This is a genomic window from Polynucleobacter sp. AP-Reno-20A-A9, from assembly GCF_018882085.1.
Classification (GTDB): domain Bacteria; phylum Pseudomonadota; class Gammaproteobacteria; order Burkholderiales; family Burkholderiaceae; genus Polynucleobacter.
Map to the genome: position 1 here is coordinate 142,495 of NZ_JACVPB010000004.1, position 21,413 is coordinate 163,907.

A 21,413-nucleotide genomic window follows, 5' to 3' on the forward strand; every position below is an offset into this window, starting at 1 on the left:
GCTGGATTAGTAATTAGATTGCTGCAGCAATCGCCTTGCCTAAATCATCCGTCTTCGCAGTGCCACCAAGATCAGGTGTAAGCGGTGCATTTCCTGGGCCAGATGCCAATACTTTTTCAATAGCAGTGAATATCGCTTTGCCAGCTTCAGGGTAGCCAAGGTGATCTAACATCATTGCCCCACTCCAAATCTGACCAATAGGATTGGCGATCATTTTTCCAAAGATATCCGGGGCTGATCCGTGCACAGGCTCAAACAAGGACGGGAATTTACCTTCAGGATTGATGCTGCCAGATGGCGCTACAGCAATGGTGCCGGTGCACGCAGGACCCAAGTCAGAGAGAATATCTCCAAATAAATTGCTCGCCACCACAACGTCAAAGCGATCTGGATTCATAACAAAGTGAGCCGCCAAAATATCGATATGGTATTTATCAGCCCTTACATCGGCAAATTTTTTGGACATCGCTTCAACACGCTCATCCCAATAAGGCATGGTGATGGCAATACCATTTGATTTGGTTGCTGAGGTTAAATGCTTCTTAGGGCGGCTTTGCGCCAAGTCAAATGCATATTGCAAAATTCTATCAACGCCCTGTCTTGTGAAAACAGATTCTTGAATTACGATCTCACGATCCGTATCAGGGAACATCTTCCCACCAACGCTAGAGTACTCTCCCTCGGTGTTTTCACGCACTACAAAGAAATCAATGTCACCCGGCTTGCGATTAGCCAGTGGGCAAGGCACGCCTGGTAATAAACGTACTGGACGTAAATTGACGTACTGATCAAAGCCGCGGCGGAATTGAATTAAGCTTCCCCACAGTGAAACGTGATCGGGCAGAATGTCGGGCATACCGACTGCACCAAAGAAGATCGCGTCGTATTTCATGAGAATATCGAACCAATCATCCGGCATCATCTTGCCATGCTTGAGGTAGTAATCACAGCTTGCAAAATCAAAATGATCGAATTGCATACCGAGATTAAACTTGCGATTGGCTGCTTCTAGCGCGCGTACGCCTTCTGGCATGACTTCTTTGCCAATGCCATCTCCAGGAATAACAGCAATCTTAGGGTTCTTAAATATTTTCTTAGCGTTCATAAATAATGTGTCTCGTTTTATTTTTGGTGAAGATTGATTTTACAAATAACTAGCTTATAGCGCGACGGATTTCATCTGGCGCCTTCTTACTACCTTTTTCAACTGATTCGCTATCGTAATCAGTAGTATTTTCGATTGTCTCTGGCTCGGCCTCTAACATCCGAATATTGTCCTTGGGGCAAATTGGAGCTCCATAACTGGCCCATTTCTTGAGCAGAGTCACCTCATAGCCACATTGACCGCATTTAGCCTTGCTTCGACTGGCATTACTAGGTCTTGGGGGCGGGAAAACAATCGCTTGGTGTGGATATGGACCTAGCTCCTGGCTGATCATCATTAGCTTTACAGTGAGCTCTTCAGTGGCATGCGCCATTCTGGCCGGACCTTCAAGCCCCACAGTTTGAGCAATGCCCTTGAAGTCTTCGCCATGGCCGCTAAAACAATCATCCACCGCATGGCAGAGTTCATGAACCAGGGTATCTAAGAGTTGGACGGGCTCATCCAATTTGGGAGATATGAATATCTCATTCACACCGCCACCCGAGCGCTCACGCGGCCAGCATTGACCTAGAGTGGTTCTTGGGCTGCTGGAGGCTGGGAATCCGCATGAAACCCTCACAGGAGGGATGGCATAACCTGCTTTTGAAAAGACCGGCTCAAGATGCCTTACAGCATCCTCTAACCAGGCCTCACGGACTGTATGTTGCTTCATTTAACTTGTCTTCTATTGAAATTCTGGAACAAAAATCATCAATTGCGATCATACGCCACCGTAAGTAGAATGGGGCTATGAAAGATCTAGAAAGCCTTAGCGCTACCCAAGCCATCAAAGCCCTCTCCAGGAGAGAAATTAAAGCAACTGATTTACTCCTTTCCTGCCTAGACCGCATAGGGCAAAAAGAGAGCATTGTTAAGGCCTGGGCAAGTCTCGGCAAGGAAGATGCCTTATCCCGGGCCAAACAGCTTGATAAGGGTGCCTTTCAGGGATTATTGCATGGCCTTCCAGTCGGGGTTAAGGATCTATTTGATACTTACGACCTCCCGACATCCTATGGCTCACCTATTTACGCCAATCACTATCCAGCTGCCGATGCTGTGGCGGTCGCCCTCATGCGTCAATCAGGTGCCATTATTTTAGGCAAAACCGTCACAACAGAATTTGCAACATTTAAGAGCGGATTAACGACGAATCCTCATAACCCAAAGCACACCCCGGGCGGCTCTTCCAGTGGTTCCGCTGCAGCAGTTGCAGATTTTATGGTTCCACTGGCAACTGGCAGCCAAACCGCTGGCTCAATCATTCGCCCCGCCTCTTTTTGTGGTCTTGTTGGCTTTAAACCAAGCCATGGCAAAGTGAGCATCGCGGGGATTAAAAGTCTTTCCATCACTCTCGACACCATGGGTTGTTTTGGTAGAACAGTAGAAGATGTGGGGCTTGGTGTTGCAGCCATGAGCGGTGATCATCGCCTTGCAAAGATAGAAGCTTTGCAAAACAAACCCCGCATTGCCATTTGCAAGACATCAAGCTGGCCTTTTGCTCAAAAGGAAACTGCTACAGCTCTTGCAACCGCACGGCATGCTGCTGAGGCAATTTCTAAGGGTGCGGTCAGCGATCAAAAGCTACCCAAGGCATGCGATGGCCTCACCCAAGCTCAGACTCGCATCATGATTTCTGAAATGTCACGCAGCTTTACTTTTGAACGAGTGCATTATGCAAAAAAACTTAGCCCACAACTTTTGAAGCAACTTAGTGAAGGAGCTGAAATTAGCTATGAGCAATATGCAAGAGATTTAATGCTTGCCGATAAATCAAGAGCGGCTATTGAAGACTTATTCAATAATGAGATTGACATCATGATTGCTCCAAGCGCAAATGGCGAGGCTCCCAACATTAAAGATGGCACAGGAGACCCTGTTTTTTCTAGGGCCTGGACCCTTCTGGGCTTGCCCTGCATCAACATCAATGTAGGCACTGGCCCCAATGGCTTGCCAGTAGGAGTACAGCTCATTGCAGGCCCAGGTAAAGATCATTTCTTATTGAGCGCTGCCAGAGCATTTACATTGGCGTTGCCTGATCCCACCTTACGAGACCAGGCATAACCAAACTCTTAATCCAGAGTAATGTTTGACGCTTTAATTGCCTTGGCCCAGAAAGGAAGTTCTTTCTTAACTAGTGCATCAGTTTGGTTTGGCCCCAAGTAACGAAGCTCAACGCCGGCTGCATCTGCACGCTCTTTAATTTCAGGCAAAGCCAAACCCTGCTTTACAGAATTGGTGAGCTTTGTAACCACTGGCGCAGGTGTTCCAGCTGGCGCATAGAGAGCCACCCATGATTCCAATTGAAACGACGGTAAACCAGCCTCGGCGGTAGTTGGTACGTTTGGCATACCAGGGTGGCGATTTTTACCGGTGACAGCAAGCCCCTTGAGTTTTCCACTCTGAACGTGCTGCATGACTGAAGGCGGTGTGCTAATAAATACCTGCACCTGCCCCGCCAAGACATCCTGAATCGCTGGGCCAGATCCTTTGTATGGAACATGCACCATATCTACACCCGTAGTTTGCTTAAAGATCTCCGTACCAATATGTGACACGGAGCCATTGCCTTGTGAGGCGTAATTTAATTTACCTGGATTCGCCTTTGCGTACGCAATGAATTCTTTCAAATTATTTACTGGCACTGATGGATGTACTGCAATGACATTGGTAGACACAGTAAGCAAGGCTATTGGAGAGAAATCTTTAATTGGATCCCAGGGAAGCTTATCGAATAAGGCAGGGTTACCAACGTGGTATCCGGAATAGGAAATCAATAATGTATAGCCATCTGGTTTGGCTTTAGCAACATATTGATAGGCTGTATTACCGCTTGCTCCTGGCTTGTTATCAACAATCACTGGTTGGCCAATCACGCGCGTCAATGGTTCGCTCAATAGACGTGCTGAGGTATCAACCAGTCCACCAGGAGGATTGGGTACAACTAATGTAATTGGGCGATCTGGAAAGGATTGAGCCAGAGCTAAACATGAAATCCCAAAACCTAAAATGACAAACGTACTACGAATCACTGAATATTTTTTCATTAATTTCTCCAACTAATTTGAATGGTTATCGCTGCCCTACTTTGACATCGCCAAAGACAGCTTGTGCTTCACGAGGCAAACAACGCCAATAGCGCTCATTTGCTGTAACAGTGCCACCCAAAGCAGCAGCGGCTTCCCATCCCCAGCGAGGCTTATATAAAAAAGCTCTTGCTAGAGCTATCAGATCTGCATCACCCGCCTGCAAAATATCTTCAGCTTGCTGGGGTTCCGTGATCAAGCCCACCGTCATGGTTGGCAAACCAGATTGCTCTTTAACGATTTTGGCAAATGACACCTGATAATTTGGACCAATCGCAATCTTTTGTTTTGGAGAAATGCCACCAGAAGAAATATGAACAAAATCACAGCCCATGGGTTTTAGCTGTTTAGCAAAGTTCGCAGTCTCTTCCGGGGTCCAGCCACCCTCTATCCAGTCACAAGCTGAAATACGGATGCCGAGTACACCTTGGTATGCCGCTCTAACAGCTGCGAATAGCTCCAATGGAAAACGTATGCGGTTTTCAAATGAGCCACCGTATTCATCAGTGCGTTGATTGGCGATAGGAGATAAAAATTGGTGCAACAAGTAGCCGTGAGCTCCATGTAACTCGATACCATCAATTCCACTGCGCGCAGCACGCTTTGCTGATGACACAAAATCATCGATCAGTTTTTTTAATTCAGTTTTACTTAACTCATGAGGTAAACGCTCTCCATCTAACTGAGGGATCGCTGAAGGCGCTAGAGTTTCCCATCCACCTTGATCAATTGATAGAAGCTGCCCACCATCCCAGGGGGTTGCGCTAGAAGCTTTGCGCCCTGCATGGGCTAGCTGAATAAAAACAGGTACCGCTGGAGCCAGTTCACGCGCACGGCCCAATTTGTCCTTCAAGGCTGATTCAGTACGATCATCCCAAAGCCCTAGACAAGCAGGCGTAATGCGGGCCTCTGGGCTCACCCCGGTGGCCTCAATAATGAAAAGTGCTGCTCCGCTATTGAGTAAATTTCCCCAGTGCATGAGGTGCCAGTCAGTTGCCTCGCCGTTATTGGCCGAATACTGACACATAGGGGCAACCACAATGCGGTTTGCCAGCTCTAGAGGCCCCTTTGGGGAATTGAGGGTGTAGCTTGAAAATAAAAGACTCATAAAATGCCTTGAAAAGCCCAAAAATAGGTCAAAAAAATACGAAAATTGCCGTAAAGCGATAGAATACTTAAAAAGCAGAATAAACGAGACAGAGAAGTCGTGCAGGCTAATTAGCCAAGCGGCCTTTTTTACCAAAAACCTTAAGAATACTCACTACAAGAGATTATGAACGCACCTCAAGCCTTTGAATCAAAAGAAGATATTGGCCACTTTGTTGGCGGCAATGTAATTAACCCTAAAGACGGTCGCTTTGCCGATGTTTACAACCCAACCAAAGGGATCGTAGCTCGTCGCGTTGCACTTGCTAGCCGCAAAGAGGTTGATGAAGTTGTAGCTAATGCCCAGGCTGCCTTTGTGTCATGGAGTCAAACCTCCCCACTGCGCCGTGCACGCATCATGTTCAAATATCTTGAATTGTTAAACGCTCATCGCGATGAGTTAGCTGCCATTATTACAGCTGAACACGGCAAGGTATTTACCGATGCTCAAGGCGAAGTGACACGCGGGATTGAGATTGTGGAATTTGCTACCGGCATTCCTGAGCTGCTCAAGGGTGACTATACAGAGCAAGTATCGACTGGCATTGATAACTGGGTTATGCGTCAGCCTTTGGGCGTAGTCGCCGGTATTACGCCATTTAACTTCCCAGTCATGGTGCCAATGTGGATGTTCCCCGTTGCAATTGCTTGCGGCAATACGTTCATCCTCAAACCTAGCCCTACAGACCCTTCTGCTTCATTGTTTATGGCTAAACTCCTCAAGGAAGCTGGCCTGCCTGACGGTGTATTCAACGTTGTTCAAGGCGACAAAGAAGCGGTTGATGCCTTAATTGAAAATCCAGATGTCAAAGCTGTGAGTTTTGTAGGCTCCACTCCAATCGCTAATTACATCTATGAGCGTTGCTCTCACTTTGGTAAGCGCTCCCAAGCTTTAGGCGGGGCCAAGAACCACATGGTGATCATGCCTGATGCCGATATTGACAAAGCAATTGATGCTCTGGTTGGCGCCGCGTACGGCTCTGCTGGCGAACGCTGTATGGCGATTTCAGTAGCGGTATTGGTTGGTGATGTGGCTGAGAAGATCATGCCAAAGCTGATCGAGCGCACCAAGACGCTAAAAGTTAAAAACGGCATGGAGCTCGATGCTGAGATGGGTCCTATTGTTACTAAAGCTGCCTTAGAGCGCATCACCGGCTATATTGAGGCTGGCGTAGCTTCTGGCGCAAAACTTCTTGTTGATGGCCGCGGACTCAAAGTTCCCGGCAACGAGAATGGATTCTTTATCGGCGGCACATTGTTTGACAATGTCACTCCAGATATGAAGATTTACCTAGAAGAAATCTTTGGACCAGTTCTATCCTGCTTGCGTGTTGCTAACTTTACAGATGCCCTGAACTTAGTGAACTCTTGCGAATTTGGTAATGGTGTAGCCTGCTTCACAAGCGATGGCAATATTGCACGTGAGTTTGCCCGTCGCGTACAAGTAGGCATGGTCGGTATTAACGTACCTATTCCAGTTCCGATGGCATGGCACGGCTTCGGTGGTTGGAAAAAATCCATCTTTGGCGATATGCATGCGTACGGCAAAGAAGGTGTGCGTTTCTATACTAAGCAAAAGAGCGTAATGCAGCGCTGGCCTGAGAGTATTGCTAAAGGGGCAGAGTTTGTAATGCCTACCTCTAAGTGATATTGGGCAGTCATTAGCGAAAAAGCGATCTTCGGATCGCTTTTTTATTTACCAGGTTTACATTGAAAATTTACTGGAGTGTGTTTTTAAGAGCGGGAATCATTGGCATCGAGAGTACATCAATGCCCTCCTCTCTTAAGGCTTCAGCCTCATCGAAAGTAGTTTGTCCACGAATACTTCTCTCAGGAGATTCTTTGTAGTGAATTTTTCTGGCCTCATCAGCAAAAGAATTACCAACATCCTCTGAGCGACCCATTAACTCTCTCATGCCCTTCAAAAAGGCGGCTTGTACTTGAGCTTCAAGGTGAGAATGATCGCTACCGGTTAAGGCAACAACACCACCACTCAAACTTTCAGATTCTGTCTTGGGGATAGCTAGCTCAGTAGAGGATGATTTACCAATATGTGGGGCTGAGGGCATGCGAGTAATTTCAGTACTGTCGCATACGGGACACGCAAGCATCCCATTGTCTTGCTGAGCAAGACAATCTTCTTCTGAGGTAAACCACCCTTCAAAACGATGTTCAAGGGGGCAGGCTAAGTTATAGACTTTCATAAAACGTATATAAGGGCAAAAACGATAAATTCAATACCCCTATTTTAATCGGGTTTGAATATCCCCTATTCGATTGGATGCGGGTTTACTAAACCGCTACGATAACGATCTAACCAGTAGGTAGCTATCGTGGTTTTGACGTCCGTAATCTCGCCATCCTCAACCCAGCCTATTAATTGCTCCAATGGGGCGGCAAAGACATCCAAAAACTCTTCATCATCAAGATGGCTTTTACCTGGGATTAGACCTTCAGCCAGATAGATATCGATGAACTCTGTTGAATACGAAATCACTGGATGAATGCGGCGAATGAAGCTCCATTTTTTTGCCGTATAGCCAGTCTCTTCCTCGAGCTCTCGCCGCGCACAAACCAAGCGGTCTTCATTAGGGTCTAATTTACCCGCAGGAATTTCTATACACGTTTTAGCAATGGGGTAACGATATTGGCGCTCCAGAAGAACTCTGCCATCATCCAATATTGCAACAATGGCTACCGCACCCGGATGCGTTAAATATTCTCGTATTGCCTCTTCTCCGTCAGGCAATGAGACCTTATCACGCTTCATCTTTAAGAAGATTCCACCATAAACATCTTCACCTGAAAGACGCTCCTCACGTAAATGTTTATCGCCAGTAGGTAGATCTTCGAATGATTTTTCAGTCATGGGTTTTGGTAAGTTTCCGTCTATAGATAATTAAATCAGCTTAATTAAATTGAATGTCATTTTGATGGCAACTAAAACAATAAAGGCCCCTTACGGAGCCTTTTGTAGAGTATTGATCGTATTAGGAACCCAGCAAGGTACGGCGCATTGCATCCAAGCAAAGACTCATTAGGCCTGCAGGAACAATACCAATAACCAGAACCAAAATGCTATTAAGACTCAAGAGCCCTTTGGCAAAGCCAGAACCAGAAACTGTAATCTCATGCTCCGGCTCATCAAAGTACATTACCTTAACAACCCTGAGGTAGTAGAACGCGCCGATCAAAGAAGCGATCACCGCAATTACAGCCAAGAAAGTATGCTGCGCATCCACCAACGCTTCCAAAACACCTAACTTAGCAGCAAAACCAACGGTTGGTGGAATGCCGGCCAAGGAGAACATCATGACAAGGCCAATAAAAGCGAACCATGGATGTTTCTTATTAAGACCCTTTAACCCATCTAAAGTTTCGCAGTCATAACCCTTGCGCGACAATGCCATCAATAGACCAAAGGTGCCTAGTGTGGTCAAAACATAAGTAATGGCGTAGAACATCGCTGCACTAAATGCATGATCATCAAAAACAGACAGCATGCCCAAGAGTACAAAGCCCATTTGAGCAATTGCAGAATAAGCCAACATGCGTTTGATATTGGTCTGGGCAATCGCAGTCACGTTACCAACAACCAATGATAGAACTGCGAGCAAGACGAGCATCGGTTGCCAGTCGCCTAGCAAAGGCAATAATGTGTTTACCAATAAGCGGAATAACAATGCAAATGCAGCCAACTTTGGAGCCGCAGCAATCATCAAAGTCACCGCAGTTGGTGCGCCTTGATAAACATCAGGTACCCACATGTGAAACGGCACTACACCTAACTTAAAGGCCAAACCAGCAACAATAAACACCAAACCAAAAGCCATCACCAAATGATTTAGACGTGGGTCCGCAACCGTTTTGAAGATCTCGATGAGGTCGAGTGATCCGGTGACGCCGTAAAGCATCGACATACCGTAGAGCAAAAAACCTGATGCTAATGCACCCAAGATAAAGTACTTAATACCAGCTTCAACACTCTTCTCGCTGCTATGGCGCATAGCAACCAAAGCATAAGTAGGCAAAGCCATTAGCTCCAAACCTAGATATAGAGTCAGTAGATTTGCGCCAGAGATCAATACGAATTGGCCGAGCAAGGCAAGCAAAGCTAATACGATGAAATCAGGGCGAAATAAAGCGCGATCCATCAAATATTGCTTGGAATAAATCAAACTCACCAAAACGGCAATACATGAACATGCCTTGAGCAAGTTTGATAATGGGTCAGACTGAAATAATCCATTCATTGCAACTAGTGCTGGATCGCCCATGCGTCCAATAAATGCAAAAATAAGATAGGCCAATAGGATGAGTGAGAAAAAGTACACAAAGCCAACTCCGCGCGGAGTGTGGAAGATGTCTTGCTCAACACCAGGTGTTGATGTCACTCTTTCGGGAACAAAAACGCTAGCAACCAACAACAAGCAGGTTGCTACGAGTAAAACAAGTTCCGGCAGGATAGCGTATAGGTCGAATGCTTGCATTTGTACTTACTCAGAGTTTGCTGACAGCGACATGCTGCAACAGATTAATTACAGCAGGATGAATGATGTCGGTAAATGGCTTTGGATAGACACCCATACCAATTACACAGATAGATAAAACTGCCATCAAGAAATATTCTCGGCAATTCAAATCCTTCAACTCTTCAACGTGAGCATTGTTAACGGTGCCGAAAAATACGCGCTTCACCATCCATAAGGAATAAGCGGCACCCAAGATCAATGCTGTAGCAGCCAGGATGCCAATGACAAAGTCATAATCAACGGCCGCCAAAATCACCATGAATTCACCAACAAAGCCTGAGGTAGCTGGTAAACCGCAGTTAGCCATCGCCATTAATACGGCAAATGCAGTAAATGCAGGCATGCGATGAACTACGCCACCGTAATCAGCTATCTGACGTGTATGCATGCGGTCGTATAGAACGCCAATGGACAAGAACATAGCGCCGGCTACAAAACCGTGTGAAATCATCTGCACAATTCCGCCCTCAATACCCAGTGGGCTAAAGAGGAAGAAGCCTAAGGTAACAAATCCCATGTGAGCCACAGAAGAATAGGCAACCAACTTTTTCATGTCCTTTTGGACAAGCGCAACTGCACCTACATAAATTACTGCTACCAAAGACAAGAAGATGACGAATGGACCTAAATATTGGCTTGCATCTGGCGCGATTGGTAAAGAGAAGCGAAGGAATCCGTAGGCACCCAATTTCAACATAATGGCAGCCAAGACTACTGAGCCACCCGTTGGCGCCTCAACGTGTACATCTGGCAACCAAGTGTGCAATGGCCACATCGGAACCTTTACAGCAAATGCCATAAAGAATGCCGCAAACAATAGGATCTGCTCAACAATATCTAAGCGAGCATTTTGCCAAGCCAAGATATCAAAAGTATTGGTCACGTTGTACAAGTACAGCATGGCAATCAATGTAAGTAAGGAGCCAAGCAAGGTATACAAGAAGAATTTGAATGCCGCATAAATACGGTTATGGCCGCCCCATACGCCAATGATGATGTACATCGGTATTAACGTCGCCTCAAAGAAGACGTAGAACAGCAATGCATCAAGAGCACAAAATACGCCGATCATCAATCCAGAAAGGATCATGAATGAGGCCATATATTGCGATACCTTAGTTTGAATCACCTCCCAAGCTGCAATCACCACAATGATGTTGATGAACGCTGTTAGAACAATGAACCAAACGGAAATGCCGTCAATACCCAGGTGGTAGTTAATGTCGTAACGTGGAATCCAGCTGATCTTTTCGACAAACTGCATTCCAGAGTTAGCGATATCAAAGTTAACTAACAATGGAAGAGTTGCTATAAAGCTGAGAACAGCTCCAATTAGAGTCAACCAGCGTACGCCAGCAGTTGATCTTTCAGACCCATAAAACAAAATAATGAGTCCAAAGACAATCGGGGTCCAAATGGCGTAAGAAAGAATCATAGTGGCTACTTAAGTAACAAAGGCCTAGCGAACAAAAGGCAGGTAAGCATATAAAACCCAAGCTAACAATACCGCCAAGCCCGCAATCATTGCGAAGGCATAGTGGTATAGATAACCGGATTGCAAATGACGAATTACTCCGGCAAAGCGCCCAACTGCATGCGCACTGCCATTAACGAAGAAACCATCGATAATCTTTTGATCACCGCGATGCCATAAGAATCTGCCAATCCAAATAAGACCTTTAGCAAACACTGCTTGGTTAATTTCATCGAGGTAATACTTGTTATCAAATAATTTCTTGATTGGCGCAAATGTTTGAGCAACTTTTGCCGGCAATTTAGGTGCCCAGAGGTAACCAATCGCAGCAGTTAACACACCAAGAACTACCAGCAATAGTACTGGCGATGTGAATGCATGAATGGCCATCGCAACTGGACCATGGAACTCATCTTCCAACTCTTTCATTACCGGATGGCGGGCTAAGTCAATAAAGATGGAATCGCCAAAGTAAGTTCCGAATAACAAGGGTGAGATTGTGTAGAAACCAATGATGACAGAAGGGATCGCCAAAAGAATCAATGGCAATGTCACTACGAATGGTGATTCATGAGGCTTTTGACCTGGAGCTAAACCATGGCGTGCGTGATCATCGCCCTGCTCCGCATGATCATGATGATGATCGTGGGTATGTGAATCCCCGTGACCCCAGCGTGCTTTACCGTGGAATACGTAGAAATACAAGCGGAATGAATACAGAGCCGTGACGAATACACTAGCCATGACTGCAAAGTAGGCAAAGCCTGAACCAGGGATATGACTCGCGGCCACCGCTTCAATAATGGAGTCTTTTGAGTAAAAGCCCGAAAAGAATGGGGTTCCAACCAGAGCCAGATTACCCAACAACATCATCAAGCAAGTAATTGGCATGTATTTCCACAGGCCACCCATCTTGCGCATATCTTGTTCGTGATGCATGCCAAGAATCACGCTACCTGCAGCAAGGAATAGCAACGCCTTAAAGAAGGCGTGAGTCATCAAATGGAAGATGGCTACTGGATAAGCTGAAACACCTAATGCAACAGTCATATAACCCAACTGAGATAGGGTTGAATAAGCCACCACACGCTTGATATCGTTTTGCACGATGCCAAGGAAGCCCATAAAGAGCGCTGTGATTGAGCCAATCACCAAGATAAAGCTCAAAGCTACATCTGAAAGCTCAAACAGCGGTGACATACGAGACACCATGAAAATACCAGCAGTAACCATGGTTGCAGCATGAATCAATGCAGAGATTGGTGTTGGGCCTTCCATTGAGTCTGGCAACCAGACATGCAATGGGAATTGAGCAGACTTACCCATTGCACCGATGAATAAACAGATGCAAGCAACTGTCATCAAATTCCAGCTTGTCCCAGGCAATGTCTGGGCTGCTAAAGCAGAATTTTGAGAAAAGATCACGTCATATTGCATCGAGCCAGTACTAGCCAACAGAATACCGATGCCCAAGATGAAGCCAAAGTCACCGACGCGGTTAACTAAGAAAGCCTTCATGTTGGCAAACACTGCAGACTGGCGCTCAAAATAAAAGCCAATCAATAAATAAGAAACCACACCCACTGCTTCCCAGCCAAAGAAAAGTTGCAATAGGTTATTACTCATCACCAACATCAACATAGCGAAGGTGAATAAAGAAATATAGGAGAAGAAGCGGTTATAGCCCTCCTCGCCATGCATGTAGCCGATGGTGTAGATATGAACCATCAATGACACAAATGTCACCACACACATCATCGTTGCCGTTAAGGGGTCGATTAAGAAGCCGATATCTAAATTGAGTTCGCCTAATTGCATCCAATGGTAAACGGTACCATTGAAATAAAAGCCATCCATCACCTGAACTAGTACATTGCAAGAAAGCACGAAAGCAATGGTTACACCCAAAATAGTCACAAACTGACTGGCACCATGGCCAATTCGGTTGCCGCCTAATTTGGTACCAAAGAAACCGGCAATGATGGAGCCGACTAGTGGCGCCAAAGGAATAGCGCAGAGTACAGGAATGTTTAAGGTCAATTGCATGACTAGCCTTTTAGGTGGTCAAGATCATCGGCGTTAATGGTGTCTACCTTACGGAAGAGCACAACTAAAATTGCCAAGCCGATAGCCGCTTCAGCAGCTGCCACAGTCAAAATAAAGAATACGAATACTTGACCAGCCATATCACCCAAATAATGGGAGAAAGCCACAAAGTTCATGTTCACCGAGAGAAGCATCAATTCGATTGCCATCAGCAACACGATGACATTCTTTCGATTTAGGAAAATCCCAATGACACTGGTTGCGAATAAGATTGCACCCAGCACCAAATAATGAGCGAGAGTGATATTCATTTCTTCTCCCCTCTTACGTCTTGCTTTGCAGCCATATCTGAATCCATTTTCACGATGCGCATGCGATCTGCAGCAACCACATTCACTTGCTCGTGAATATTTTGTGTTTTAGAGTCTTTGCGATTACGCAATGTCAACGCTACAGCGGCAATAATCGCTACTAATAAGATCACACCAGCCACTTCAAAGGCGTAAACATAATCCACAAAGATCAACATCCCCAAAGCTTGGGTATTGTTTGCCATCATCTCTTCTGGCATGGGTTGCACCGGCGCATTAGTTCCAATAAAGCTACGAATGATCACAATCGATAACTCAAGAACAATGACGGCACCCATCAAGAAGGCAACAGGTAGAAACTTTTTGAAATCGCGACGTAAATGTTCAATATCTAAATCCAACATCATCACCACGAAGAGGAACAAGACCATTACTGCGCCAACATAGACCAAAATCAGGGCCAAGCTCAAAAATTCGGCCTTGAGCAACATCCAAAGACCAGATGCACAAAAGAATGCCAGCACCAAGAATAGTGCTGCATGAACTGGATTGCGGGCGGTAATTACACGCAGTGCAGAAATTACCAATAAGCCTGCAAAGCCATAAAAAAACATGGCAAATAAAGTAGATGGATCGAATGTCATATTAGTTAAGCTCGATTCGATTAACGGTAAGGTGCATCAGCTGCACGGTTAGCGGCGATATCTTTTTCATATTTATCACCAACAGCTAAAAGCATGTCTTTAGTGAAATACAAATCGCCGCGCTTATCGCCGAAATATTCAAAAATATTTGTTTCAACAATAGCGTCGACTGGACAGGCCTCTTCACAGAAGCCGCAGAAAATACATTTTGTAAGGTCAATATCATAACGACTAGTGCGACGAGTACCATCATCACGCTCAGCAGTTTCAATGGTGATCGCATAAGCTGGGCATACTGCCTCACATAACTTGCAACCGATACAACGCTCTTCACCATTTTCATAGCGACGAAGTGCATGCAATCCGCGAAAGCGACTAGATAACGGTGTCTTTTCTTCTGGATATTGAACAGTAATTTTTGGCTTGAAGAGGTAGCGTCCAGTAATGGACATGCCGACCAAGATGTCTCTCAGCATCAAGCTATCGAGGAATTGGGAAATTTTCTTAAACATGATTTATCAACTTATTTCCAAATATTCCATGGGGAGACAACCCACGCGCCGATAACAACCACCCAGAATACGGAGATGGGAATAAAGATTTTCCAGCCTAAGCGCATGATTTGGTCATAGCGATAGCGCGGTAATGTTGCACGCAACCAAATAACGCAGGACAAGAGGAAGAATGTTTTGCCAAACAACCAGAAGAACCCTGGAATATCGCGCAAGATTGGCAAATCAACGATAGGCAACCAGCCACCCAAGAACATAATTGATGCAACAGCTGCAATCAAAATCATGTTGGCATACTCAGCCAAGAAGAACATAGCAAAAGACATGCCTGAATACTCAACCATGTGGCCAGCAACAATCTCAGATTCGCCCTCAACTACGTCAAATGGATGGCGATTTGTTTCAGCAACACCAGAGATAAAGTAAATCAAGAACATGGGCAATAAAGGCAACCAATTCCACGAAAGGAAATTGAGGCCCATATTGGCGAAGTAACCCTGCTCTTGTGAGGTAACGATGGCACTTAAGTTTAATGAACCAGAAGTAAGCAAGACCGTTACCAATGCAAAGCCCATTGCTATCTCATAAGAGATCATTTGCGCAGATGCGCGCATTGCGCCAAGGAATGGGTATTTAGAGTTAGAAGACCAACCGGCCAAGATAACGCCATAAACACCAATAGAGGAAATAGCCATGATGTATAACAAGCCTGCGTTTACATCAGCCAGAATCATCTTAGCCTGAAATGGAATAACAGCCCAAGCAGCAAAAGCGGGCATGATCACCATGATTGGTGCTATGAAGTACAAAACTTTACTTGCTTGAGCAGGAGCAATAATCTCCTTCATCAGGAGCTTTAAAGCATCAGCAATTGGCTGCAATAAACCTAAGGGGCCAACACGATTTGGGCCAAGTCGAATATGCATCCAGCCAATGAGCTTTCTTTCCCAGAGAGTTAGGTAAGCCACACAACCAAACATTGGTAATACGATGATCACGATGCGCACTAATGCCCAAACTAAGGGCCACAGTGAGCCAAAAATAGCCTCACCCTGAGTGGTAATGAGGTTCAAGAAATTATCCATCTCGTCCCTTATGCCTTACTAATAGTTACTGGACCAAACATCGATCCCAATTTTGCGCTAGCCATGGTACCCGCAGAAATTCGAACGGCACCCAGTGCTAAATTTGCTTCTAATATTGCTGGCATATCAACTGATTGGTTTCCCTGAGTAACGCGCACTGCATCACCTTCTTTTAGACCTAATTCAGCGAAAGTATTTTTATTTAATCCAACCTGATTGCCGCGCTTAGCATCACGCGTTAATTGCAAAGCTGAAGAACGACGTACGATTTGGTCGCCAGCATAAATATTGACATCAGCCAAACGCTCAAGACCATTAAATGGCGCTAAATTTCCATTGGCAACAGAAGAGCTTAAAGCTTTGTTATTTAGGCGATTGCAATATCCATCATCCAACGCCTCTCCCAGCACTTCCTCGGGAGCATTAAACAAGAAACCATCCAAACCTAAGAGCCCACCTAGTACGCGCAATACTCTCCAGGCCGGACGTGAATCACCTAAAGGCTTCACTGAAGGCTGAACTGTTTGAACCCTTCCTTCTAAATTCACAAAGCTTGAAACAGTTTCTGAGAACGCAGAGATAGGCAGAATGACATCGGCCACTTCTAACAAGTCTGAGCTCTTATATGCACTTAATGCGATAACGGTGTTTGCTTTAGCCAATGCAGCACGAGCTGTCGTTGGATTAGGTAGATCAGAGTCAGGCTCGATATTCATCAAAATGACAGCACGACGTTCGCCAGATAATACTGACTCAACACCAACGCCGTTTGCATTCACTAAAGATGCCCCTACTGCATTGCCACCAAGAGGCAAGAAGCCTAAAGTAGCACCAGTCTGCTCGGCGATAAATTGCGAAATGACGTGTAAGTCAGAAGCATGGTGATGGGCAATAGCAGCAGAGCCAAGCAATACAGCGGTCGACTCACCAGAGAGCAAGCTATCGGCAATTTTCTGCGCCGCAGGGGAAACTGCTAAGTTGGCGGTGCCTGCTGGCGCGCTTACTGATTTTGCTTTTGCAACAGCAAGTGCAACTTCACTCAATGCATTCAACCATGCGCTTGGAGCCGCAGAAATACCGCTGCTTGGTATCAACCAGTCATCGCCGCCTGCATCAATACGTAATACTTGCAAGGCACGCTTGCTGGCAGTACGAATACGAGCAGCCAATATAGGTTGGTCTTTGCGCAAGAAGCTACCTACAACCAATACACGATCTAATTCATTGATCTTCGTAATTGGCATACCCAACCATGGAGCAGCTGCAGCCGCTTTCACATCAGTTTGGCGCAAACGAGTTTCAACTTGCTTGGAACCTAAGCCTCGAACCATCTTTTGCAAGAGGTGCAATTCCTCAGTACTGGATATTGGATGAGCTAAAGCGCCAATGGACTCAGGACCACTTTCTGCTGAAATTGTTTTCAGAGAGTGAGTCACGTAGTCCAAGGCTGACTGCCAATCTGTTTCTAACCACTGGCCGCCCTGCTTCACCATTGGCGTAGTGACACGATCAGAGCTATTTAAACCTTCATAAGAGAAGCGATCACGATCGCTAATCCAGCATTCATTAATCGCCTCATTTTCCAAGGCAACTACACGCATGACTTTGTTGGCTTTAGTCTGGACAGTAGTATTCGCACCCAAGCTATCGTGAGGGCTAACTGAACGCTTGCGACCTAATTCCCAAGTACGCGCCGCATAACGGAATGGCTTGCTTGTTAAAGCGCCTACTGGACACAAATCAATCATGTTTCCAGACAACTCTGAATCAACAGTCTGACCAACAAAGGTGGTGATCTCTGAATGCTCGCCCCGGTTAACCATACCCAATTCCATCACGCCGGCAACTTCTTGCCCAAAACGTACGCAACGAGTGCAGTGTATGCAACGAGTCATCTCTTGCATAGAGATCAATGGACCAACATTCTTGTGGAAAACAACACGCTTCTCTTCGTCATAGCGTGAATTGGATTTTCCATAGCCTACCGCCAAGTCTTGTAACTGGCACTCGCCACCTTGGTCACAAATTGGACAATCCAATGGGTGGTTAATTAGGAGGAACTCCATCACAGAACGTTGAGCTTCTACAGCTTTAGCAGAATGCGTAAACACCTTCATACCTTGAGTCACTGGAGTCGCACACGCAGGCAATGGCTTAGGAGCCTTCTCCACCTCAACTAAACACATACGGCAGTTAGCCGCAATCGATAACTTCTTGTGATAGCAGAAGTGAGGAACGTAGGTGCCGAGCTTGTTCGCGGCGTGCATCACCATCGAACCTTGCGGAACTTCTACAGCCTTACCATCTAATTCGATTTCTACCATGCTCACTTTTAGATATCCCGTGCTCTAAATCTTTATAAAGGTTTTGCAGAATCTAAGCAGCGCTTATGTTCTACGTGATACGCAAATTCATCCATGTAATGTTTCAACATGCCACGTACCGGCATTGCTGCTGCATCACCTAAAGCGCAAATCGTACGACCTTGAATATTGGCAGCTACGTCATTCAGCAAATCCAAATCCTCTGGACGCCCTTCACCATGTTCAATGCGATGAACAATGCGCCATAACCAACCAGTACCTTCACGACATGGTGTGCACTGACCACATGATTCTTCGTGGTAGAAGTAAGACAAACGTTCCAAGGCGCGAACCATACAACGTGTTTCATTCATCACAATCACAGCACCAGAACCCAGCATGGATCCTGCTTTTGCAATGCTGTCGTAATCCATGGTTAGATCCATCATCTGAGCACCAGGAATTACTGGTGCAGAAGACCCGCCAGGAATCACGGCCTTCAAAGCCTTGCCATCACGCATACCACCAGCAAGCTTCAGAAGCTCTGCAAATGGAGTACCCAATGGAATTTCATAATTACCTGGATGTACAACATCACCAGAGACAGAGTAAATCTTCGTTCCACCGTTATTAGGTTTGCCAAGCTCTAAATACGCCTGACCACCAATTGCCAAAATAAAAGGCACGGCGGCAAATGTTTCGGTGTTGTTAATCGTAGTTGGTTTGCCATACAAACCAAAACTTGCAGGGAATGGCGGCTTAAAGCGTGGCTGACCTTTTTTGCCTTCTAAAGATTCGAGCAAAGCTGTTTCTTCACCGCAAATGTAAGCACCCCAACCTGGGGATGCATGCAATTGAAAGGAGAAGTCGCTTCCTAAAATTTTGTCACCCAGATATCCAGCAGCGCGAGCCTCTTCAAGCGCTTCTTCAAACCGTGAATACACTTCCCAGATTTCACCATGAATGTAGTTGTAACCAACTGTAATACCCATGGTGTAAGCGCCAATGATCATGCCTTCGATCAAAGCGTGTGGGTTATAGCGCATGATGTCACGGTCTTTAAAAGTACCCGGTTCACCCTCGTCACTATTACAAACTAAATATTTTTGCCCCGGGAATTGACGTGGCATGAAGCTCCACTTCAAACCTGTTGGGAAGCCTGCGCCTCCGCGACCACGCAACGAAGATGCTTTTAATTCAGCAATGATGGCATCAGGAGAAACTTTGTCATTAATTAATCGACGTAATTGTTGATAGCCACCACGACTTTCGTAATCCTTTAAACGCCAGTTATCCCCATTTAACCCAGCGAGGATTAAAGGCTTGATATGGCGATCGTGCAAGCTGGTCATGCTGCTTTCCCTTCTGCACGTAATTCATTTAGCAAAGCATCAATCTTCTCTTTGCTCATAAAGCTGCACATACGCTTGTCATTCACCAACATCACCGGTGAATCACCACAAGCACCCATGCACTCACCTTCTTTCAAGGTGAAGGTTCCACAAGACGTAGTTTCGTTGTAGCTAATACCTAGAGTTTCTTTTAGGTACGAAGCAGCTGTTTCACCATGGGTTAATTGACAAGGCAAGTTAGTACAGATCACTAATTTGTATTTACCAATCTTCTTGGTGTTGTACATATTGTAAAAAGTAGCCACTTCATCAACAGCGATGCTTGGCATTTCTAAAATCTGGGCAACCGTTTCAATTACTTCAGGGGAAACCCAACCCACCTCAGTTTGGGCAGCAATTAAACAGGCCATCACGGCAGACTGCTTGTGCTCAGCGGGATACTTAGCGATATTGCGATGAATATCGGCTAGTGTTTTATCAGAAAGTTGAAGAGTGGTAGTCATTAAATATTCCATGGCACGCCTAATTAGCGGTCAATCTCCCCGAACACAATATCTTGGGTACCAATAATGGTTACTGCATCGGCCAACATGTGACCGCGTGACATTTCATCCATTGCAGATAAATGCACAAAGCCTGGCGCACGAATCTTCAAGCGATATGGCTTGTTGGCGCCATCAGAAATCAAGTAAATACCAAATTCGCCCTTAGGGTGCTCAACAGCGGAGTAAGCCTCACCATCAGGAACGTGAATTCCTTCGGTGAATAGTTTGAAATGGTGAATCAACTCTTCCATATTGGTTTTCATATCCACACGCTTTGGAGGAGAAACCTTGTGGTTATCGCTCATCACAGGACCTGGATTTGCTTTTAACCAAGCTACGCACTGCTTGATAATGCGATTAGATTGACGCATCTCTTCCATGCGCACCAAATAACGATCATATGAATCGCCATTGACGCCTACTGGAATATCAAAATCTAAGCGATCATAGACTTCATACGGCTGCTTCTTTCGCAAATCCCACTCAATTCCAGAGCCACGCAACATTGGGCCAGTGAAGCCAAGCTGCAATGCACGCTCTGGAGTCACGATACCGATATTGACTAAACGCTGCTTCCAAATACGGTTATCAGTTAAGAGATTGCAATACTCGTCAACATTGGCATCAAAGCCATTGGTAAATTGCTCGATGAAGTCCAGTAATGTACCGCTACGGTTTTCATTCAAACGCTTGATAGCAGATGTACTGCGAATCTTGTTCTTGGTGTACTGAGCCATCTGATCAGGCAAATCGCGATAAACGCCACCTGGACGATAGTAAGCAGCGTGCATACGCGCACCAGATACCGCCTCGTACATATCAAATATATCTTCGCGATCACGGAATGCGTACAAGAAGACTGCCATCGCACCAACGTCTAAGCCATGGCAACCAATCCAAAGCAAGTGATTTAGCAGTCGAGTCAGTTCGTCGTAAATCACCCGAATGTATTGAGCGCGCAATGGAACATCGACTTGCAGCAATTTTTCAATGGCCATGACATAAGCATGCTCATTGGACATCATAGAAACGTAATCTAAACGATCCATATATGGAACGTTTTGAATCCAAGTACGTGTTTCAGCCAATTTCTCAGTAGCGCGATGCAATAAACCGATATGCGGATCGGCACGCTGAATTACCTCGCCATCGAGCTCAAGTACTAAGCGTAATACGCCGTGAGCCGCAGGATGCTGGGGGCCAAAATTGAGGGTGTAGTTCTTAATTTGTGCCATG

General features: G+C 45.7%; 19 protein-coding genes. 2 read left to right on the forward strand and 17 right to left on the reverse strand.

Going from position 1 to position 21,413, the window contains the following annotated elements; all coding sequences use genetic code 11:
• Nucleotides 1–13 precede the first annotated feature (13 nt).
• On the reverse strand, nucleotides 14–1,105 hold the full coding sequence (locus ICN39_RS05425) for a tartrate dehydrogenase (RefSeq protein ID WP_216860984.1): 1,092 nt from the start codon (nucleotides 1,103–1,105) through the stop codon (nucleotides 14–16).
• A gap of 49 nt (nucleotides 1,106–1,154) precedes the next feature.
• Entirely contained in the window at nucleotides 1,155–1,817 is a 663-nt protein-coding gene (locus tag ICN39_RS05430; protein WP_216233048.1) for a SprT family zinc-dependent metalloprotease, read from the reverse strand.
• Nucleotides 1,818–1,894: 77 nt separating this feature from the next.
• Here ICN39_RS05430 and ICN39_RS05435 point away from each other — a divergent pair, with 77 nt between their 5' ends.
• Nucleotides 1,895–3,205, forward strand: a complete 1,311-nt coding sequence (locus ICN39_RS05435; protein ID WP_216233049.1) for an amidase — start codon at nucleotides 1,895–1,897, stop codon at nucleotides 3,203–3,205.
• A gap of 8 nt (nucleotides 3,206–3,213) precedes the next feature.
• On the opposite strand, the gene ICN39_RS05440 is transcribed toward ICN39_RS05435, so the two are convergent.
• Both ICN39_RS05440 and ICN39_RS05445 read right to left on the reverse strand, forming a co-directional pair.
• Nucleotides 3,214–4,188, reverse strand: coding sequence for a tripartite tricarboxylate transporter substrate binding protein (locus ICN39_RS05440; protein WP_216233050.1), 975 nt, complete (start codon nucleotides 4,186–4,188; stop codon nucleotides 3,214–3,216).
• 25 nt (nucleotides 4,189–4,213) lie between these two features.
• Nucleotides 4,214–5,335 (reverse strand): NADH:flavin oxidoreductase/NADH oxidase, encoded by a 1,122-nt coding sequence (locus ICN39_RS05445; protein WP_216233051.1) that lies wholly within the window; start codon nucleotides 5,333–5,335, stop codon nucleotides 4,214–4,216.
• A 165-nt stretch (nucleotides 5,336–5,500) separates the two neighbouring features.
• Between ICN39_RS05445 and ICN39_RS05450 the strand changes: the two genes are divergently transcribed.
• Nucleotides 5,501–7,021 carry a CoA-acylating methylmalonate-semialdehyde dehydrogenase gene (locus tag ICN39_RS05450; RefSeq protein WP_216233052.1) on the forward strand — a complete coding sequence of 507 codons (1,521 nt, stop codon included), beginning with the start codon at nucleotides 5,501–5,503 and terminating at the stop codon, nucleotides 7,019–7,021.
• 70 nt (nucleotides 7,022–7,091) lie between these two features.
• Here the strand turns inward: ICN39_RS05450 and ICN39_RS05455 are convergent, their stop codons facing one another.
• From ICN39_RS05455 to ICN39_RS05515, 13 genes are all read right to left on the reverse strand, one after another.
• Nucleotides 7,092–7,577 (reverse strand): DUF1178 family protein, encoded by a 486-nt coding sequence (locus tag ICN39_RS05455; RefSeq protein ID WP_216233053.1) that lies wholly within the window; start codon nucleotides 7,575–7,577, stop codon nucleotides 7,092–7,094.
• Between the two features lie 65 nt (nucleotides 7,578–7,642).
• Nucleotides 7,643–8,242, reverse strand: coding sequence for an NUDIX hydrolase (locus ICN39_RS05460; protein WP_216233054.1), 600 nt, complete (start codon nucleotides 8,240–8,242; stop codon nucleotides 7,643–7,645).
• 121 nt (nucleotides 8,243–8,363) lie between these two features.
• Entirely contained in the window at nucleotides 8,364–9,863 is a 1,500-nt protein-coding gene (nuoN, locus tag ICN39_RS05465) for an NADH-quinone oxidoreductase subunit NuoN (protein ID WP_216233055.1), read from the reverse strand.
• A gap of 10 nt (nucleotides 9,864–9,873) precedes the next feature.
• Nucleotides 9,874–11,340, reverse strand: a complete 1,467-nt coding sequence (locus ICN39_RS05470) for an NADH-quinone oxidoreductase subunit M (protein ID WP_216233056.1) — start codon at nucleotides 11,338–11,340, stop codon at nucleotides 9,874–9,876.
• Between the two features lie 24 nt (nucleotides 11,341–11,364).
• Nucleotides 11,365–13,425 carry an NADH-quinone oxidoreductase subunit L gene (gene nuoL, locus ICN39_RS05475; protein ID WP_216233057.1) on the reverse strand — a complete coding sequence of 687 codons (2,061 nt, stop codon included), beginning with the start codon at nucleotides 13,423–13,425 and terminating at the stop codon, nucleotides 11,365–11,367.
• Nucleotides 13,426–13,427: 2 nt separating this feature from the next.
• On the reverse strand, nucleotides 13,428–13,736 hold the full coding sequence (gene nuoK, locus ICN39_RS05480; RefSeq protein WP_072582482.1) for an NADH-quinone oxidoreductase subunit NuoK: 309 nt from the start codon (nucleotides 13,734–13,736) through the stop codon (nucleotides 13,428–13,430).
• Complete coding sequence (locus ICN39_RS05485) at nucleotides 13,733–14,380, reverse strand: NADH-quinone oxidoreductase subunit J (RefSeq protein WP_216233058.1); 648 nt, start codon at nucleotides 14,378–14,380, stop codon at nucleotides 13,733–13,735. The genes nuoK and ICN39_RS05485 overlap by 4 nt, the downstream gene beginning before the upstream one ends.
• Before the next feature lie 20 nt (nucleotides 14,381–14,400).
• Nucleotides 14,401–14,892: an NADH-quinone oxidoreductase subunit NuoI gene (nuoI, locus tag ICN39_RS05490; protein WP_215319862.1), complete on the reverse strand. Its 492-nt coding sequence runs from the start codon at nucleotides 14,890–14,892 to the stop codon at nucleotides 14,401–14,403.
• An 11-nt stretch (nucleotides 14,893–14,903) separates the two neighbouring features.
• On the reverse strand, nucleotides 14,904–15,977 hold the full coding sequence (gene nuoH / locus ICN39_RS05495) for an NADH-quinone oxidoreductase subunit NuoH (RefSeq protein ID WP_216233059.1): 1,074 nt from the start codon (nucleotides 15,975–15,977) through the stop codon (nucleotides 14,904–14,906).
• Between the two features lie 8 nt (nucleotides 15,978–15,985).
• Complete coding sequence (gene nuoG, locus ICN39_RS05500) at nucleotides 15,986–18,301, reverse strand: NADH-quinone oxidoreductase subunit NuoG (RefSeq protein ID WP_216233108.1); 2,316 nt, start codon at nucleotides 18,299–18,301, stop codon at nucleotides 15,986–15,988.
• A gap of 32 nt (nucleotides 18,302–18,333) precedes the next feature.
• On the reverse strand, nucleotides 18,334–19,632 hold the full coding sequence (gene nuoF, locus ICN39_RS05505) for an NADH-quinone oxidoreductase subunit NuoF (protein ID WP_216233060.1): 1,299 nt from the start codon (nucleotides 19,630–19,632) through the stop codon (nucleotides 18,334–18,336).
• Nucleotides 19,629–20,135 carry an NADH-quinone oxidoreductase subunit NuoE gene (gene nuoE / locus ICN39_RS05510; RefSeq protein ID WP_216233061.1) on the reverse strand — a complete coding sequence of 169 codons (507 nt, stop codon included), beginning with the start codon at nucleotides 20,133–20,135 and terminating at the stop codon, nucleotides 19,629–19,631. The genes nuoF and nuoE overlap by 4 nt, the downstream gene beginning before the upstream one ends.
• A gap of 23 nt (nucleotides 20,136–20,158) precedes the next feature.
• Complete coding sequence (locus ICN39_RS05515) at nucleotides 20,159–21,412, reverse strand: NADH-quinone oxidoreductase subunit D (protein WP_216233062.1); 1,254 nt, start codon at nucleotides 21,410–21,412, stop codon at nucleotides 20,159–20,161.
• Nucleotide 21,413: the final 1 nt, after the last annotated feature.

Coding starts and splice junctions, on each gene's coding strand:
- ICN39_RS05445 (WP_216233051.1), bottom strand. CDS start 5,335: ATGAGTCTTTTATTTTCAAGCTACACCCTCAATTCCCCAAAGGGGCCT.
- nuoN (WP_216233055.1), bottom strand. CDS start 9,863: ATGCAAGCATTCGACCTATACGCTATCCTGCCGGAACTTGTTTTACTC.
- nuoE (WP_216233061.1), bottom strand. CDS start 20,135: ATGACTACCACTCTTCAACTTTCTGATAAAACACTAGCCGATATTCAT.
- nuoF (WP_216233060.1), bottom strand. CDS start 19,632: ATGACCAGCTTGCACGATCGCCATATCAAGCCTTTAATCCTCGCTGGG.
- ICN39_RS05430 (WP_216233048.1), bottom strand. CDS start 1,817: ATGAAGCAACATACAGTCCGTGAGGCCTGGTTAGAGGATGCTGTAAGG.
- nuoG (WP_216233108.1), bottom strand. CDS start 18,301: ATGGTAGAAATCGAATTAGATGGTAAGGCTGTAGAAGTTCCGCAAGGT.
- ICN39_RS05435 (WP_216233049.1), top strand. CDS start 1,895: ATGAAAGATCTAGAAAGCCTTAGCGCTACCCAAGCCATCAAAGCCCTC.
- ICN39_RS05485 (WP_216233058.1), bottom strand. CDS start 14,380: ATGACATTCGATCCATCTACTTTATTTGCCATGTTTTTTTATGGCTTT.
- ICN39_RS05440 (WP_216233050.1), bottom strand. CDS start 4,188: ATGAAAAAATATTCAGTGATTCGTAGTACGTTTGTCATTTTAGGTTTT.
- ICN39_RS05450 (WP_216233052.1), top strand. CDS start 5,501: ATGAACGCACCTCAAGCCTTTGAATCAAAAGAAGATATTGGCCACTTT.
- nuoK (WP_072582482.1), bottom strand. CDS start 13,736: ATGAATATCACTCTCGCTCATTATTTGGTGCTGGGTGCAATCTTATTC.
- ICN39_RS05455 (WP_216233053.1), bottom strand. CDS start 7,577: ATGAAAGTCTATAACTTAGCCTGCCCCCTTGAACATCGTTTTGAAGGG.
- nuoI (WP_215319862.1), bottom strand. CDS start 14,892: ATGTTTAAGAAAATTTCCCAATTCCTCGATAGCTTGATGCTGAGAGAC.
- ICN39_RS05470 (WP_216233056.1), bottom strand. CDS start 11,340: ATGATTCTTTCTTACGCCATTTGGACCCCGATTGTCTTTGGACTCATT.
- ICN39_RS05460 (WP_216233054.1), bottom strand. CDS start 8,242: ATGACTGAAAAATCATTCGAAGATCTACCTACTGGCGATAAACATTTA.
- nuoL (WP_216233057.1), bottom strand. CDS start 13,425: ATGCAATTGACCTTAAACATTCCTGTACTCTGCGCTATTCCTTTGGCG.
- nuoH (WP_216233059.1), bottom strand. CDS start 15,977: ATGGATAATTTCTTGAACCTCATTACCACTCAGGGTGAGGCTATTTTT.
- ICN39_RS05515 (WP_216233062.1), bottom strand. CDS start 21,412: ATGGCACAAATTAAGAACTACACCCTCAATTTTGGCCCCCAGCATCCT.
- ICN39_RS05425 (WP_216860984.1), bottom strand. CDS start 1,105: ATGAACGCTAAGAAAATATTTAAGAACCCTAAGATTGCTGTTATTCCT.